Below are 16461 nucleotides of genomic sequence, written 5' to 3'. Positions count from 1 at the left end.
TAACACTTCCATATCCAGTACCATGAAAGGGGTGAAAATGAATGGAAATGATCTAAATAGATCCTATAAAGAAATCAAGGCAGCATTTGGAATCCCATCAGCCGCCTCTTTAACAAGCCTTCATGTAATATATCCGTTTATCCCAGTTTCATTGATCGTTCGATCTCACTTTCCCTTCACTCAACAGTTCTATGGATTGACCAGGTTTTAGAAGGGAAAGCAAGGGAATATCTTCAACTATTACTCGCCCTATCACATTGACTCTATGATCAGCCTCCAGGTCTCTCCTGCAAATTTGAATCTCTCCCCGATACCTTCCGTAAGCATCATTGTCCATCGTTATGGATCCAAGGCTGCGTGTAACTGTATTACTCGGCACGATATTTGCTGAGATGCGGGTATTTTGCAGCCGGAAAACATCTTGAGAAACATCTGGCCTTAATTTATACTGACCGCCTTGAAAAAGTTGGGATTCCATTCTAATAGAAAGAATATTGAGATTTTTATAGACAGTTAGATTCTCAAGCAAATTATTCTCGGTTCCTTGATCTCCTACGTAAACTCCGTCCACATGCTGAAATAGCTCAACACCGGCAGCGTAAGGATTAATTAACCTGTGTTTTTCAAGCGTCGGAAGGCCATCATGAAGAGGACCGCGTTTACCTCCGGCACCCGGGATGAAAGCAAAGATCGGTATACCGTATTTCTTGAATATTCGATTTTGTTCATGAAAGAATTCTTCCTCAAGGCCCGTTTCACGCCTTGGATAAAAGTTATGCCAAGCTATCAAACTTTCCGGTTCTACGCCGCTTCCGAGTATGGCTAGAAGTTCATCTTCATTTAACGTACTTGCATTCAGTGAGAGGGAAAACACTTTGGATAAAGATGTAACAGTTTCTCGATCAAACCCATCATCAAGTCGAATACCTTTAATACCCAATTGCCTTAAATCCGTAAATCTGCCAATCCCTAAATGATCAAGAGTGTTTAATGTCACATCCGCATGGATTTCCATTCCATAGGACTCTGAAAGCTTTAAAAGCCTGATCAGCCTTTTTACGAGGTCACCCTTTTCTTCAGGAATATGAAGCGAGGTAAAGGCCCTTTTCACTCCTAGGTTAGCAGCATGGTTGATTTGTGCTTCTGCAAGTGGATCCTGTAGATAAAAAGAGATTCCGATCACTTGAATTCAACAGCCATTTCATCATTAAATCCAAACAAATACGTAAAAATAAATCCTGCTATATAGGAAATGAACAACCCAGCCAAGAATAGACCGATTTGATTTGGATGCACTAAAAAGGTAAGCGGCAGTCCAGAAACACCAATGGACGACGTCGCAATTCCAAATTGTGCTTGGAATGCCCCGCCTACTCCAGCACCTAAACAGGCAGTTAAGAAAGGCCGGCCCAGTGGCAGAGTCACTCCAAATATAAGGGGTTCGCCGATACCAAGCATCCCTGAAGGAAGGCCTCCGCCGATTGCCCTCTTTAAACTCGCTTTCTTCGTTTTCATATAGATGGCAAATGCCGCCCCAACTTGGCCTGCACCACCCATTGCCAAAATGGGAAGCAGCGGATCATCCCCGATAGAATTGATCAATTCTAGATGGACAGGCGTTAAACCTTGATGTAAACCAGTAATGACTAGGGGAAGGAAGGCCGCACCAAGCACGAATCCAGCCACAACACCGCCGAAGTCCAACACATTCAATAACCCTGTCGTAATGGCATCCGATAAAAACCCTCCTACCGGCATAAAAACAATGTAAGTGACAATCCCAGTAATGAGTAAAGAGATGGTTGGCGTCAAAATGATATCAAGTGATTGAGGAATGAATTTCCTGACCTGTTTTTCCACCAAGGCTATGAAAATAGCGGCAAAGAGGACTCCTATCAACCCACCGCGGCCAGGGAGCAAATTTTCACCGAACAGGGAAATGTCGCCGACCGCCGGATTGATGACCAAGATACCCGCCAACGCACCAAGTGCAGGGGATCCGCCGTATTCCTTAGCGGCATTGGTCCCAACCAAAATCCCCAGGTAGGCAAACAAACCAGATCCAATAACGGTTAATATGATGGCTAATTGCGATTCTGCTGCAAGCCACCCCGCTTGAACGGTCGCTTTTGTTATACCGGTAATCAAACCGGATGCCACTAAGGCGGGAATTAAAGGGATGAAAATACTTGCAATCCTGCGTAAAAAAAGTTTAAAAGGTTTTGCATTTTTTCTATCATTCTCTGATTTGTTCTTCGATGCCACCTCTTTTAAGTTTAAACCGCCGTAAGATTCCAAAAGCTTTTCAAATTCTGTATGAACCTTGTTCACCACGCCTGGCCCAAGGACGATTTGTATCGTTTCCTCTTCAATGACGCCCAGAACACCTTCCGTATTTTTTATATCTTCCATGTTTACTTTTAAACGATCGATTGGCAATACCCTTAGTCTGGTCATACAATGTGCAGCATCGGCAACATTTGATGCCCCGCCTAATTTCCCCAATAACTCTTCTGCTAAACTGGCGTACTTATCCCCCTTACCCATTTAAAAGCCCCCTTTGTCAAATCTCGTAATATTCATTTATAACGATCCGTCATCGACTTGATTGCAGACTTGGTATTATCAATATATTGGACAGTCTCTTCATATTGCTCTGAAGCCATCCCCAAAAACAAAATATCAATCATATATAACTGCGCCAATCTTGATGATGTCGCTGCACTCCTAAATGGTGCTTCATTCGAAAAGGATGTATACAGTGTGGCGTCACACAAGGAAGATACCGTTGTTTGGCCAAAATGAGTCAGCCCGATCGTCTTGACACCACGTTCTTTAGCAAGCTTCAGTATATTGACAACTTCAGGTGTTTCCCCAGAGAATGAAATGGCAAAAACGATGTCATTTTCATCAGCATTTGCAATCAGGGTTGCAACTAAATGCATATCCGTAAAAGCCGTTGCCCCTTTATTGATGCGAAGTAATTTTTGCTGAGCGTCTGCAGCAACTATATTCGAGGCACCCACTCCGCAAAAGTGGACAGTTTTAGCGTTCAGCATCAACGTTATCGCCTGTTTCAGAGTGTCGTGATCGATTATTTCAGATGTGTCTCGAATGGACTGAATCGAATTACTCGTTGTTTTTTCAACAATCCGATACAGTGATTCTGAGGGCTCGATATCCCTGTAGCCCTGTTCAACAGTCTTCATCAAATCTCCGGCAATCCTTATTTTCAAATCTTGAAACCCTTTTATTCCGAGCGATTTACACAACCTAATAACAGCAGCCCCGCTTGTTTGAGCAGAAGTACTCAATTCCTGTACAGTGCTGTTCACAACTTCATGAGGATTCTGAAGAATATATTCTGCTAGTTTTTGTTCTGATTGCGGGAGCTTGCTCAACATCGTCTGTATGATGGATAATCCTCCTGTAGCCATTGCTTCCCTCCTTAATCTTCATAGATCGAAATGGCTTTTCTGACATCTCCACCCGCTTTTTCTAGTAACTCCATTGCTTTATCATAATCTGTTGACGTTTTTATCATGACTATCGCTGGTTTAACTTGATTATTTGCTTTTTCAAGCATATTCAAAGCATGATCATAGTCAGCATTTGTTAAAGTTTCTATGATGCTAATTGCACGATCCTTCAGTTTTTGATTACTGACATTTACATCAACCATCAGATTTTCATAGACTTTTCCCAACCGGATCATGGTAGCCGTTGAGATCATATTGAGGACCATTTTCTGTGCGGTTGCCGCTTTCATTCTTGTGGAACCTGTTAAGACTTCCGGTCCGACCACCACTTCAATCCCTATATCGGCTGCTTCTGTGATGCTCGCGTTTTTATTGCATGATAATGCCACCGCTTTAGCCCCAACCTTTCTTGCATAACGTAAAGCGCCTTTCACATATGGGGTACGGCCGCTTGCCGCAATGCCAATTACCGTATCATTTGCTGTTAGATCCACGTCGATTAAATCACATTCCCCAAACTCTTCTTTATCCTCCGCTCCTTCGATGGCTCGAACAAACGCCTTTTCCCCTCCTGCGATTATGCCAAGCACCCTATCAGGTGGTGTGCTGAATGTCGGTGGACATTCCACGGCATCCAGCACACCGAGTCTTCCACTCGTTCCTGCACCGATGTATACGAGTCTCCCACCTTTTTTTAATGATTCTAAAGCCCATTCAACTACCGTTTTTATTTCTGGCAAAACCTCCTGGACCGCTGCTGCCACTTTTAAATCTTCCTTATTGATTGCTGAAATGATTTCCATCGTATTTACACTATCGATATTCATCGTATCTTCGTTCCGTAATTCAGTCGTTAATGAACGCAGATGTTCTTCCATAGGCAATTGAATCCTCCTATTATCAATTACTTAAATAAAATTTCATTATTCAATAGATAATAATGAAATTATATTTCATATTATATTCAATGATAGCGTTTTCATTACTTGGATACAAGATATTTTTGTGTTGTTTTTTTAGTAAGCATTCATTTATTTCCTAAAAAACCATTGCCATTGCACATTATCCGGAATCCATGAAAATTTCATTACTCTGGATATAATCGTGGATATATACCTATTAATGTGCCGTAATTCCCTCATAGGATCCTTCTTTTTTGTCCTGACTTTTTCTACAATTAAAAACGTGTACTGTTCCCCAAATTTGGGAACAGTACACTCAAAGTAATATAACAAAATGCTAAACTAGGATACTTCGCCGGACCCGGGACACCTCCATCCCTTGACCTAGTTAACGGATGGGGACAACTTTCCCGAATTCTACTGCGCCTACGACAATTGTTGGTGCAAATCCTCCATTTTCATCAATCGACGAATTATAATCGACACCGCCTTGCTTTTCCCAATATGGAAGAACGGCTTTCGTCCAGCCTTTACCCTATTGAGAATAAGTTGGTAACGCGGCATTTTTCTTGCCGAAAATATTCCAAGCCTATGTTGTAAAAGGTTCGATATACCCTTTATAATTCGGGTAATCCGAACGGTTAATGTATTTTCCGCTCTCGGTCACTGCCGGTTCACTATAATACTCTTTTGGAATGCCCGTGATCCATTTAATTGCTGAATTGGAAGTCATACAAACAAGACGCAAGGAATATGCCAAAATAAATCGTTATACTACCTAGATTCAATCGAAATTAAAATTCAAAATTTAATTATTTATGGCTCGAGTAAGATTTTTAAGTTCGTAATACAAGTATTTAAAAATGACTCAATAAGTCATTTTTGACTTAAGAAGGTAACCACAGTATGAAGTCAATATACATGGTGATGACCGGGGTATTTTCTTGACAGATATAACTGTTGCATATCAACTGCTTACTGTCCATTTGTTGTTACAATATAAAACGGGATGCTGATTATAATCAGCATCCCGTTTTAAAAAATGATTCACTACTCAATGGCAGAGTCATCTTCCAATGATATTTTCCACATTTCTTTCGCTTTTCCACTAACCGTTTCATCAAAAACAAAAGATCCATTCGTGTAACGATCATGATTTTTTAATGAAGCGGCATGGATGGTTTCAATGATTCCCTTTTCAGAAAGAATGAAAAGACTGTCGGTTTTGTTAATGGTATCAAATCCAATGACCCTATGAGGATTTGATTTCAATTCCCTCAAGACCACGACACCCCGTTTTGCCCGGCTCGTTTTTTCAAACTCGGTTAATTTCATTTTCTTGATGGCTCCGCGCTGGGTAACTATAAAGATCGATTCTTTACTATCCTTGGCTAAAACCTTTCCGCCAATGACATAGTCATCTTCCTTCAAATTAATCCCTTTGACTCCTGCTGCCCGGACACCGACAATACTTACTTCTTCTTCATCAAACCATAAACCATAGCCGTTATGAGTGACTAGGAAAAGGTCTGCCTGTCCATCGGTATGATGGACATCGACCAGTTCATCTTCACCTTTTAAATTGACACCAACCAACGGTTTTGAATGTCTCTGTGCTTTATAAGAAGCTATTTCAGTCTTTTTAACCATACCATTTTTCGTGATGAACACTAAGAATTGCGGCAGGGTAAAATCTTTGATCGGAATCGCTTTTATAATTTGTTCTTCTCTGTCAATCGGAATGATGTTCGCGATATGCTGACCTGTTTCCTTCCATCGAATGTCAGGAAGCTGATGAACTGGACAATAGAGGTAGTTCCCTTTGGATGTGAAAAGCAACAGGACATCTGTTGTATTCATCTCCAGCCTCTGGAGCAGGCGATCGGAATCCTTCATGCCAAAATCAAGACCGCCTGAAGCTGCAAATGACCGTAATGACGTCCGTTTAACATACCCTTCTTTCGTCACTGTCACCATCACGTCTTCACTCGCGATCAAGACTTCAAGATTAATTTTGATTTCTTCAATTTCTTTTTCTATTTTGGAACGCCGTCCGTCATCAAAGCCCTTTTTAATGAATCGAAGTTCTTTTTTTATCACTTGAAGAAGGACTTTTTCACTGCCGAGAATCTTGGTCAATTCCTCAATTTTGTTCTTCAATTCCGCTGCCTCTGCTTCAAGTGCCGTAATATCAGTATTTGTCAGCCTATATAACTGTAAGGAAACAATGGCTTCAGCTTGCGCTTCTGTAAAAGCGAATTTAGCAATGAGGTTATCTTTGGCATTCCGTTTATCTTTAGACGCACGGATGACAGAGATGACTTCATCTAATATGGACAAAGCCTTCACTAAACCATCTACGATATGTGCCCTGTCATGTGCTTTTTGCAACTCATAACGGGAACGATTCACAATTACCTCTTTACGGTGATCGATATACGCATCAAGCATTTTTGGCAGGCTCATCAATGTCGGCCGTTTTTTATAAATCGCGACCATATTAAAATTGTAAGCAATTTGAAGATCGGAATTTTTATATAAATAATGCAGGACTCCATTTGCATCCGCTTCTTTTTTCAATTCAATGACGATACGCAGTCCTGTACGGTCCGTTTCATCCCTTACTTCAGCGATGCCTTCAACTTTCCGGTCAAGACGGAACTCATCCATTTTCTTAACAAGGTTCGCTTTATTGACTTCATATGGGATTTCAGTGATGACGATTTGCTGTTTGCCGCCGCGAATCGTTTCCACTTCCGCCAAGCCGCGAATGATGATTTTCCCTTTACCTGTTTCATAGGCTTTTCGAATGCCTTCAATTCCTTGAATGATACCGCCTGTAGGGAAATCCGGCCCCTTAATGACCGTCATTAAATCAGCGACTGTCGCTTCAGGCTTATCGATTCGCATAATGGCTGCATCAATGACTTCACCTATTTGATGTGGTGGGATTTCCGTTGCGTAGCCGGCAGATATTCCTGTGGATCCGTTTACAAGCAAGTTAGGGAACATTGCTGGCAATACAATGGGTTCTTCCGAAGTATCATCGAAGTTCGGTACAAAATCTACAGTCCTTTTTTCAATATCACGTAACATCTCTGAGGCGATCGATGAAAGCCTGGCTTCAGTATACCGCATCGCAGCAGGCGGATCCCCATCAATACTACCATTGTTTCCGTGCATTTGAACCATGACTTTCCGAAGCTTCCAGTCTTGGCTCATCCGGACCATTGCCTCATAAACAGATGAATCTCCATGGGGGTGATAGTTACCAATTACATTACCGACTGTTTTTGCTGATTTCCTAAATCCTTTTTCCTGTGTATTTCCTTCTACATGCATCGCATACAATATCCTGCGCTGTACCGGTTTTAATCCGTCCCTTGCATCTGGCAGTGCCCGATCTTGGATAATATATTTACTGTATCGCCCGAAGCGGTCTCCGATTACCTCTTCAAGCGGCAAATCTCTAAACGTTTCTTCAAATGCCATCGTTAATGACCTCCTCTTCAATCGACATATTTTCATTATCTAAAATATTCGATTCTTCTTCGAGACCAAAAGCGACATTGGCTTCAATCCATTTACGGCGCGGTTCAACCTTGTCCCCCATTAACGTTGTCACACGTCTTTCTGCACGGGCACCATCGTCGATCTTCACGCGTATCAATGTCCTGGTTTCCGGGTTCATGGTAGTATCCCATAATTGATCGGCATTCATTTCACCCAGCCCTTTATAGCGCTGAATCATATAGCCTTTCCCTACCTTGTCTATCGCTCCCTGAAGTTCCTCATCACTCCAAGCATATTCAATGATTTCTTTCTTTCCGGTCCCTTTACTCACTTTATATAAAGGAGGCAAGGCAATGTAAACCTTTCCTGACTCTATCAATGGCTTCATATAGCGGTAAAAGAATGTTAACAGAAGCACTTGGATATGGGCCCCATCCGTATCGGCATCAGTCATGATGATCACTTTATCATAGTTGGTGTCCGGCGTATTGAACTCTGCCCCGACCCCTGCCCCGATAGCGTGGATGATCGTATTTATTTCCTCGTTTTTAAAAATGTCCGCTAGTTTGGCCTTTTCCGTATTGATAACTTTACCACGTAATGGCAGTACCGCTTGGAAACGGCGATCACGACCTTGCTTTGCGGAACCTCCTGCAGAGTCCCCTTCTACAAGATACAATTCATTCCGTTCAGGATTTTTAGATTGAGCTGGCGTTAATTTTCCAGATAGGATGGCATCGGATTTCTTCCGTTTTTTCCCGCTTCTTGCATCTTCACGCGCTTTGCGTGCTGCTTCCCGGGCCTGGAAAGCTTTAATCGATTTTTTGACCAACAGGGTACTCGTGGTCGGATCTTCTTCAAAAAAGTAGGCTAAGTGCTCTGACACGATGGAATCGACTGCAGAACGGGCTTCACTGGTTCCAAGCTTGCTCTTGGTCTGTCCTTCGAATTGAAGAAGTTCTTCTGGGATACGTACAGAAATTATTGAAGACAATCCTTCGCGTATATCGGTACCTTCGAGGTTTTTATCTTTTTCCTTCAATAGCCCCATTTTTCTGGCATAATCATTAAATGCCCTCGTCATGGCCGTCTTTGCGCCAATCTCATGGGTGCCGCCGTCTTTTGTTCGAACATTATTTACAAAGCTTAAAATATTTTCTGAATAACCATCGTTGAATTGAAAGGCCAGATCGACTTCTATCCCATTCTGTTCCCCTTCTAGACTGACAACACTATGAAGGGTTTCTTTTTCTTCATTCAAGTAATCCACAAAAGCTTCTATTCCATTTTCATAGTGAAAAGTTTCTTGCTGGTCGTTATTACGTTCATCCGTCAATTCAATTTTCATGCCTTTTAGAAGAAATGCCGATTCACGGAGACGTTCACAAAGGATATCATAATTAAAAGTTGTCACCGAAAATATTTTCGGATCGGGCTTGAAGTGGATTTTGGTACCAGCTTGATTGGTTTTACCGATTTTCTCAAGAGTCGTTTCTGGCTTTCCGCCATTGAAAAACCGTTGTTCGTAAATGAACCCGTCCCTTTTGATTGTCACGACAAGCCATTCAGACAGCGCATTGACGACCGAGGCACCTACTCCATGAAGGCCTCCGCTCGTTTTATATCCGCCCTGTCCAAATTTACCGCCAGCATGAAGAATAGTCAAAATGACTTCAGGCGTAGGTTTACCCAATTTATGCATACCGGTAGGCATTCCACGCCCCTTATCTGACACACTTACACTGTTATCTTTATGTATTTTCACACTAATTTGGTCTCCATATCCAGCCAAAGCCTCATCTACGGAGTTATCTACAATCTCGTACACTAAATGATGAAGTCCGCGTGCATCAGTACTGCCGATATACATACCGGGACGTTTTCTGACCGCTTCGAGTCCTTCCAGTACCTGAATTGCATCATCATTGTACTCGATTGTTTTTACTTTCTTTGCCACAGAAATTCCCCTTTCCTTACTAAACACAATTTCCGGGCCAAATCATACTGCAATGAAATGACTCACTAGCTTTAACAAATTAATTCATACGTTAATATCATATTAAAAGTATAATACTTTTACGAACAAAGAACAAGTGTTCTATTTTTTCGTCCCTTTTATTAGCGTTAGCTCCCTTGGTTGGATCTTTTCACTTTGTTGAAACGTGTCATAGCTACCGTTCTAATTGTAGCGGTAATTTTTCATTTGGCAAATATACTTTTACTTTTTTAATCAAATTATTCTTAAATTGCATGGATATGCCGCCCGTTTTCAACCTCCGCCATGGCTGGCATTATTGATTTTTACACTGCTAAACATTGCGATTCCTTTAAAAAAGAGCGGAAGTTCCGCTCTTTTCACTCTACTTAGTAAGGGCGTGTTCTACTTTTATGCATCGATCCATGATGACAGTATAACCTTTTTCTTTCAAAAAATTATAGGCTTCCCCGTTTTCTACCCCTTGCTGCGCCCAAAAGATATCAGCATCGATTTCTGCAAATTCTTTGGCAATCCCGGGAAGGAATTCTGAACGGCGAAAAATATTTACGATATCGACGTGCCCTTCAATATCTTTAAGTGCCTTTACTGCCTTGACACCCAGCACTTCAGATACAGCAGGGTTTACAGGGATGATTTCATACCCGCTATCCTGCATGGCCTTCGATACCATATAAGAAGTTCGCTCGGGGTTATTTGATAAACCAACAACAGCGATGCGCTTCGATTTTTTTAACATCTGACCCATTTCTTCTCTGCTTGGATTTTGTATCATTCTAATCAATCCCCTTTATCATAAAATGTAATAATTGCTTAAAAAGTATTCCTTAACAAAGATATTTCACAGAGTAAAGCTGAGTATTACCATTATTAAGAAAAACCATTATACAAGAAAGAATAGGTTTCGAAAAGGTGTGCACCACTTATGTTCATACAGGCTACCGCGTATTGTATCATTATACACAATTAGGTACTCTTCATTATATTTACGAAAATAAGAAAACATAAACCTTTTGCCCTTCATGAACTTAAACGTATATCAAAAAACGGATGTTCAACAAGGAAAATTCATTTTTCAATGGATTTTTTTTGGACATCCGTACCATTTTGTCACGAAAATGTTACAATAAGAGAAGCATATCAGGTATTTTTAGGTTGTTTTTTAGCTATTCCTTCAGTTTATTTCCGAAAAAGGGAAAAAACAGCCTCTTAATCGTGATAAAAATAAGAAGATTTTTCTATAAAGAAAGGGTCATACAATGCTTACATTCATCACTATACTGTCTGCCTACTTGATTGGTTCGATTCCTTCCGGTTTAATTATCGGTAAAACCTTTTACAAAATCGACATTAGGGAGCATGGCAGTAAAAATCTGGGTGGGACAAATACCTTCCGGACACTAGGTGTCAAGGCAGGGCTTACCGTTACTACCATGGATATCCTAAAGGGAACTCTAGCAACTTTTCTCCCGTTATTGCTAGGCGTGGAAATGAATTTATTGCTAGCTGGCTTATTTGCCGTCATTGGGCATATGTTTCCCATTTTCGCAAACTTTCGGGGCGGGAAAGCGGTGGCAACTTCTGCCGGTGTCATTCTTGCTTATGAACCATTACTTTTTGTCATTGCCGTCATCATATTCTTCATTACCTTATACATATCCAAATATGTCTCGCTTTCTTCGATGATTGCTTGTCTTCTTGCTCTTATATACAGTTTAGTGTTTCATACAAATGATTTGGCCCTTATTATTGTAATCGGTATATTAACGATTTTCATTTTTTACCGGCATCGGGCGAACATTAAACGAATTATCGATAAAACTGAACCCAAAGTCAAATGGCTGTAAGAGAAATTCTTGAGGATATTTAAATGGGAAAAAGCCCGTCCGACGCACGGGCTTTTTTCCATTCTATAATTCATTTGATGTTTGCACGATTGCACCCATTTCAGCTATCGACTTTTTAGTCTGTTCAGCAAGTTTCCTGAGCTCATTCGAAACAGCCGCAAATCCATTACCATGTTCGCCTGCATGCGCTGCCTCGATGGCTTTAGTTCAATGATAGTAAATTTGTCTGGTCGGCGGTACAAGCTTAATAAACTCGGTAATGCTTAAGAAGGATTGGTTTAATAAAACGGTTTTCATCAACATTTTTCATGAAAATAACAAGGTTACCAGAAGTTTCACCTGTTCACTGCTTACATCCAATATACCCTCTGTCTCTTTTGCTTTTTGAAACCAGATTGCTTTTTTCGGCTTCGATTTATGAATATCCCCATTTTCCCACTCCCCCTGATCTTGTAAATTACGATAAGACGAATCTAAGATATTCCATCAAATCATACGAGCTTAATATCCATTCAATTGAAAATATACAGTTCATTCGAACCATAAAAAACCCTATTCTGCCCTTGGATCCAATTCTATTGTCAAGGTATAAGGTACTAGAATTTTTCTTCATTAACTTCCCATCAAAAGAATAGTATGGATTTTGTTTGATGGAGAAATGGTCAAGTAAGGATTGAATAATTGGAGAACAGAGGCTAAACTGGAATTAGCTAATAAAAATTGATTGGAGAAAGTGCCATGAAGCCATTGCAAATATCACCGGAAACCGCATTAAAGTTATCCAAGTCCCTAAACTTGCCTTTAGAGCAAATCATGCATATGCCTACACCCGTCTTGCTGAGAAAGCTTGCCGAGGCTGAAGCACAAGAAAATACAAAATAGCTGCAGGAATCTGCAGCTATTTTTGTGTGCGTTCATATATGTGTGAAACGACCTTACGGATTACCCTTGAAAGGCGTTCAATTCTTCCCATTGATCTTGAAACTGAGCAATACCCAATTTCGTCGCATAATAATTTTTCCTTTTCGGTCCTTATATCCTGCCAGTAACTATTTACATACTCTTTCTCCTCCAGTCTTTTTAAAGCTGGATATAAAACATGCTTTCTTTATAATGTAAATAACCATCACTTAACTGTTTGAGCTGTTCGATCATCTCATACCCTTACATTTTCTTTTGAGCCAATAATGAAAGCAACACCATTTCTGTACTCCATTTTAACAGCTCTGTTTTCCGCAATCAGCTGCCCCCTCTATATAAGGAAATTAATTAGATGGCATTTCACTTTTATCATCCAAATATATACTTTCCAGAATATTTGTTACCCATTAAATATACAAATATTCAGAATTTAATTCTACCTCTTTGTGATATTTAGCCCATGAAACAAAATATGCAAAAAAACCGCTTATGGGCGATTTTTCAATTGGTGAAAGTCATTTAAATTAAATCAGGCAACGGCATAGGAACAGGCAAATTCCTGTGGCTGTCATCCTGTAATATATCTTTTAGATAATACTCTATGTTGGAAACAACTTCATTTGCCTCCATAACCTTTTGATATGGCTTCCAGGCAAGTTCCCCTTCATCACAGGCAGGAAAGCCCGCCTCCTGCCTCTTCAGCTCTGTAAACATACATTCCACCCGTTTGATTCCATATCACACCCCCTCGAAAGGCCATACCCCTTACCTTCAATCCAGTTTCTTCTAGAATTTCGCGTTCCATCGATTCATCGATGGTTTCACCTTGTTCTATTTTCCCGCCTATACCATTGAATTTATGCCTATTCGGATTCTTTTGGCGATAGTCGTTTCCTTTCTTAAATCCACATTATTCGCATCTACTTCATAATTACTTTATACTTAAATAACGAACCTCTAGGAAGGAGAATTAGTATGAAACTGACCATTTCCGATCAAGCAGCTAAGTGGTATATTGATGAGCTGGGGCTTCAAGAAGGCTCTCATTTGCGCTTTTATGTAAGATATGGCGGGCATAGTTCCGTCCAAAGCGGCTTTTCATTAGGTATCATGAAAGAAGAACCTGAAACTGCAGCAGCCGTAACAACTATGAATGAGATTAATTTTTATGTAGAAGAAAAAGATTTATGGTACTTTGATGGTCACGATTTACTTATTACTTTTAATGAAAAACTGACTGAACCTGAATTTCACTATGAAAAGAGTGCTTGACAATAAAGCAGCGGTGTAAACTGCTGTTTTTCCTTGTTTCAATCGAGCAGATGCTCTTTAATATTTTCCGCCCTAAGAATTTCCTTTTGCTTGTCCCCTAAAAGATCGAAATGCGAGTAGCCATCCTTCCTGTGATGAATCCACTCTTTTTTAAGCCCGTATTTCTTACCCCACTCCGATAAACGCCGTAAATCTTTGCATCCCACTTTTGTAACCGTCTTGCAACCAGGAAATCGGTCGTCCAGCCAATAATGAGTTAAAAAAGCTATTTGACCTTGATCGATTTTCTGCTTCCAGGTTACTACATCTGCCCGTTTAATCCCAAAAGCCATTTCTTAATCACCTCAATGATTGTCATTAAACCAATTCATCCTGCTTTTTATTTTTCTCATAGGCCTCATGCCAATCAGGAAACATCCGTTTAATGGATATCGGGCGGAAGGTCTCCTTTTTAACGCAAACGTGAGAAGAATGACCTGTAGCCGCCACTTCATTTTTCTCATTTACGATCTCATATCCATAAATGACCCGTAAGCCGTCATATTTTTCAATCCAGGTTTTAACCTTTACCTTATCACCATATCTAACAGGGGTTTTATACGAAGCCTGAATATCCATAACAGGTGAGAGGATGCCATCCGCCTCCATATCAGCATAATAAAATCCTAAATCATTTATCAATTTTGTCCTGCCTAGTTCCATCCAGATAAAATAATTCGCATGGTAAACGACACCCATTTGATCCGTCTCTGCATACCGCACTTCAATTTCGTTTTCAGCTATGAACATTTTGTTTCCCCGCTTTCATTTCTATTGCAATAAACATTTTAACATAACAACTGTTCAAAATTCATTTAAGCTGTCTCAACTGTCTGCTTCACTATATAAAGAAGGGGAGAAAGATTACGCGCCTCTTTCTCCCCTTTACCTATTTGTTAAATATTATCGTTATTATAACCGCTTTCCCGTGCTTCTTGTTCATCTTGCATTTCTTCCTTCATTCCCTCGATGCTCTTTCTTCTTCGGTCATTTTTGGCCTTAATTGACATTTTTTCCACCTCTGAAGAAAATGATAACGTTTCATTTGCAGCGTTTATGTTTTCTTCTGTATTTTGAATTGCATCCTGAATTTTTTCAACATTATCCAAACGGTTATCCTGATTGTGTTTATATGAGCCCATTAATTTCACCTCACGTTATTTGTTTACATAATATTATTACGATTATTATCCCCCGGTTACTCGCCTTTAGTTTGAATGACCTGAGCATGTTTGCCGGATTTGTCCTGCATTTTCTTACCGTTATTCCCACCCGCTGCTATCGGTTGTGTCCCTTGATGGCTCGGTCTAAAGTGTTTGGAATCTTTTTTTGGATTACCCATTCTATCGCCTCCTCCTCTTATCATGGATAAAAAAGCGGAAATTCATGAATGCCAGTTTTTGAAAAAGCCATGAAAAAAGAGCCAGCACTTTGAAGGGACCTTCATGGCATTGGCTCTTTTTAAGGAATCTTGTGCAAAATCTATTCAGCCTTTTGCATATGTTTTTTTTCCAGACGTTCCTCAAGTCTTTCCATTTGTTTAACGTCCATCAATAATTCCTTTTTGTTTTCTTTAATTAATTCTTCAAATGTCCTTTTTCTTTTTTTCATGCTTTCACCTACTTATTTTTAATATACTATTCAGCATTGCCTAATTAACGTAAAATTATGACTATATGGTCTTCACTCCATTAATTGTCATAATTATCAGATTTTTAACCTGATAAAAATCCAATTTCTCCACTCTCTATACTTTAACCCTTTTTTCATAAACATTAACTATATTTTTTTAATTTTTTTGATTTTTCCATTAATTTTTGACAACTTTGTTAACAAATAAACGGAACCTTATAAAGGTTCCGCTACTGCATGCTATTAATGTTTCGTTCCATATCTGTAAGTTGCATGGGTGATATTACCTTATTCCTGATAATGCCTTTTTTGTCGATGAAGTACGTTGTTGGAATAAAAGAAATATTGTAAAGATCATTCACTGGATTTTTTGCACTTTGACTGTCCAAGGGTATGGTAAAAGTAATTCCATTATTATTTACAAAGGACTTCACATCATTTTCCGGGTCAATATTGACAGCTAGAACGACGACATCATCACCAGCCTGTTGTGTATATTTCTCCATATCCGGCATTTCCTTTTTACAAGGCGGACACCACGTTGCCCAAAAATTCAGCATTACCTTTTTTCCCTTATAATCCGATAATTCAACCTGTTTCCCATCCAAAGTTTTCAGGTTGAAATCCGGTGCTTTAGCTCCAATTTTCAATCCGCCCAATGAATCTTTTTCGTCTTTTCCCTTCGGTTCATTATCCATCGCCTGCACGATTGCTATCGTAATAAGTGACAGTAAGACCACCGAAGCAATAATCTTTTTAATCATACTCGTCCCCCTAGTCCCATTACAATAAAAATATTAGTCCATTTCCAGAAATAGAACAACTTCCCTATTCCATCTTAACAATAAAAGGGTATGCGG

18 protein-coding genes and 1 pseudogene are annotated in these 16461 nt (G+C 40.0%); 3 read left to right on the top strand and 16 right to left on the bottom strand.

Annotated elements, in window-relative coordinates:
• Positions 1 to 148: 148 nt before the first annotated feature.
• From UP17_RS10690 to UP17_RS10660, 7 genes are all read right to left on the bottom strand, one after another.
• The gene (locus UP17_RS10690) at positions 149 to 1183 is read right to left on the bottom strand and encodes a MupG family TIM beta-alpha barrel fold protein (RefSeq protein ID WP_061462996.1); all 1035 of its coding nucleotides are present in this window, start codon (positions 1181 to 1183) and stop codon (positions 149 to 151) included.
• A complete protein-coding gene (locus UP17_RS10685; RefSeq protein ID WP_061462995.1) occupies positions 1180 to 2547 on the bottom strand; it encodes a PTS transporter subunit EIIC in 1368 nt (455 codons plus the stop codon). Before UP17_RS10685 ends, UP17_RS10690 begins: the two co-directional genes overlap by 4 nt.
• A 32-nt stretch (positions 2548 to 2579) precedes the next feature.
• Entirely contained in the window at positions 2580 to 3437 is an 858-nt protein-coding gene (locus tag UP17_RS10680; RefSeq protein ID WP_061462994.1) for a MurR/RpiR family transcriptional regulator, read from the bottom strand.
• Positions 3438 to 3448: 11 nt separating this feature from the next.
• Positions 3449 to 4357: an N-acetylmuramic acid 6-phosphate etherase gene (gene murQ, locus UP17_RS10675; protein ID WP_061462993.1), complete on the bottom strand. Its 909-nt coding sequence runs from the start codon at positions 4355 to 4357 to the stop codon at positions 3449 to 3451.
• 1074 nt (positions 4358 to 5431) lie between these two features.
• Positions 5432 to 7873, bottom strand: a complete 2442-nt coding sequence (gene parC, locus UP17_RS10670) for a DNA topoisomerase IV subunit A (protein WP_061462992.1) — start codon at positions 7871 to 7873, stop codon at positions 5432 to 5434.
• Positions 7863 to 9851 carry a DNA topoisomerase IV subunit B gene (parE, locus tag UP17_RS10665; RefSeq protein ID WP_061462991.1) on the bottom strand — a complete coding sequence of 663 codons (1989 nt, stop codon included), beginning with the start codon at positions 9849 to 9851 and terminating at the stop codon, positions 7863 to 7865. The genes parC and parE overlap by 11 nt, the downstream gene beginning before the upstream one ends.
• A 403-nt stretch (positions 9852 to 10254) precedes the next feature.
• Positions 10255 to 10665, bottom strand: a complete 411-nt coding sequence (locus UP17_RS10660; protein ID WP_061462990.1) for a CoA-binding protein — start codon at positions 10663 to 10665, stop codon at positions 10255 to 10257.
• A 484-nt stretch (positions 10666 to 11149) separates the two neighbouring features.
• Here UP17_RS10660 and plsY point away from each other — a divergent pair, with 484 nt between their 5' ends.
• Positions 11150 to 11737: a glycerol-3-phosphate 1-O-acyltransferase PlsY gene (gene plsY / locus UP17_RS10655; protein ID WP_061462989.1), complete on the top strand. Its 588-nt coding sequence runs from the start codon at positions 11150 to 11152 to the stop codon at positions 11735 to 11737.
• 63 nt (positions 11738 to 11800) lie between these two features.
• Here the strand turns inward: plsY and UP17_RS26390 are convergent, their stop codons facing one another.
• Positions 11801 to 11935 (bottom strand): methyl-accepting chemotaxis protein, encoded by a 135-nt coding sequence (locus tag UP17_RS26390; protein ID WP_081108994.1) that lies wholly within the window; start codon positions 11933 to 11935, stop codon positions 11801 to 11803.
• Positions 11936 to 12475: 540 nt separating this feature from the next.
• Between UP17_RS26390 and UP17_RS26385 the strand changes: the two genes are divergently transcribed.
• On the top strand, positions 12476 to 12619 hold the full coding sequence (locus tag UP17_RS26385) for a YycC family protein (RefSeq protein WP_081108790.1): 144 nt from the start codon (positions 12476 to 12478) through the stop codon (positions 12617 to 12619).
• 558 nt (positions 12620 to 13177) lie between these two features.
• On the opposite strand, the gene UP17_RS27505 is transcribed toward UP17_RS26385, so the two are convergent.
• Entirely contained in the window at positions 13178 to 13372 is a 195-nt protein-coding gene (locus UP17_RS27505) for an NUDIX hydrolase (RefSeq protein ID WP_061462988.1), read from the bottom strand.
• A pseudogene (locus UP17_RS26380) lies at positions 13326 to 13523 on the bottom strand (NUDIX domain-containing protein); the annotation flags it as partial. The pseudogene UP17_RS26380 and the gene UP17_RS27505, both read right to left, overlap by 47 nt.
• 110 nt (positions 13524 to 13633) lie before the next feature.
• On the opposite strand from UP17_RS26380, the gene UP17_RS10645 reads away from it, so the two are divergent.
• Positions 13634 to 13930 carry a HesB/YadR/YfhF family protein gene (locus UP17_RS10645; protein ID WP_061462987.1) on the top strand — a complete coding sequence of 99 codons (297 nt, stop codon included), beginning with the start codon at positions 13634 to 13636 and terminating at the stop codon, positions 13928 to 13930.
• Between the two features lie 38 nt (positions 13931 to 13968).
• Here the strand turns inward: UP17_RS10645 and UP17_RS10640 are convergent, their stop codons facing one another.
• From UP17_RS10640 to UP17_RS10620, 6 genes are all read right to left on the bottom strand, one after another.
• The gene (locus tag UP17_RS10640) at positions 13969 to 14262 is read right to left on the bottom strand and encodes a hypothetical protein (protein ID WP_061462986.1); all 294 of its coding nucleotides are present in this window, start codon (positions 14260 to 14262) and stop codon (positions 13969 to 13971) included.
• A 25-nt stretch (positions 14263 to 14287) separates the two neighbouring features.
• Entirely contained in the window at positions 14288 to 14719 is a 432-nt protein-coding gene (locus UP17_RS10635) for an acyl-CoA thioesterase (protein ID WP_061462985.1), read from the bottom strand.
• A 146-nt stretch (positions 14720 to 14865) separates the two neighbouring features.
• On the bottom strand, positions 14866 to 15111 hold the full coding sequence (gene tlp / locus UP17_RS10630) for a small acid-soluble spore protein Tlp (protein ID WP_061462984.1): 246 nt from the start codon (positions 15109 to 15111) through the stop codon (positions 14866 to 14868).
• Between the two features lie 56 nt (positions 15112 to 15167).
• Positions 15168 to 15311, bottom strand: coding sequence for an acid-soluble spore protein N (locus UP17_RS10625; protein ID WP_048678620.1), 144 nt, complete (start codon positions 15309 to 15311; stop codon positions 15168 to 15170).
• A gap of 140 nt (positions 15312 to 15451) precedes the next feature.
• Positions 15452 to 15580, bottom strand: coding sequence for an FbpB family small basic protein (locus tag UP17_RS26375; RefSeq protein WP_081108788.1), 129 nt, complete (start codon positions 15578 to 15580; stop codon positions 15452 to 15454).
• A gap of 251 nt (positions 15581 to 15831) precedes the next feature.
• Positions 15832 to 16365: a TlpA disulfide reductase family protein gene (locus UP17_RS10620; protein WP_061462983.1), complete on the bottom strand. Its 534-nt coding sequence runs from the start codon at positions 16363 to 16365 to the stop codon at positions 15832 to 15834.
• Positions 16366 to 16461: the final 96 nt, after the last annotated feature.

It is taken from the genome of Peribacillus simplex (assembly GCF_001578185.1).
Lineage (GTDB): Bacteria > Bacillota > Bacilli > Bacillales > DSM-1321 > Peribacillus > Peribacillus simplex_A.
The sequence above is the reverse complement of the archived record's forward strand: the minus strand, read 5'-3'. Positions and strand labels throughout refer to the sequence as shown.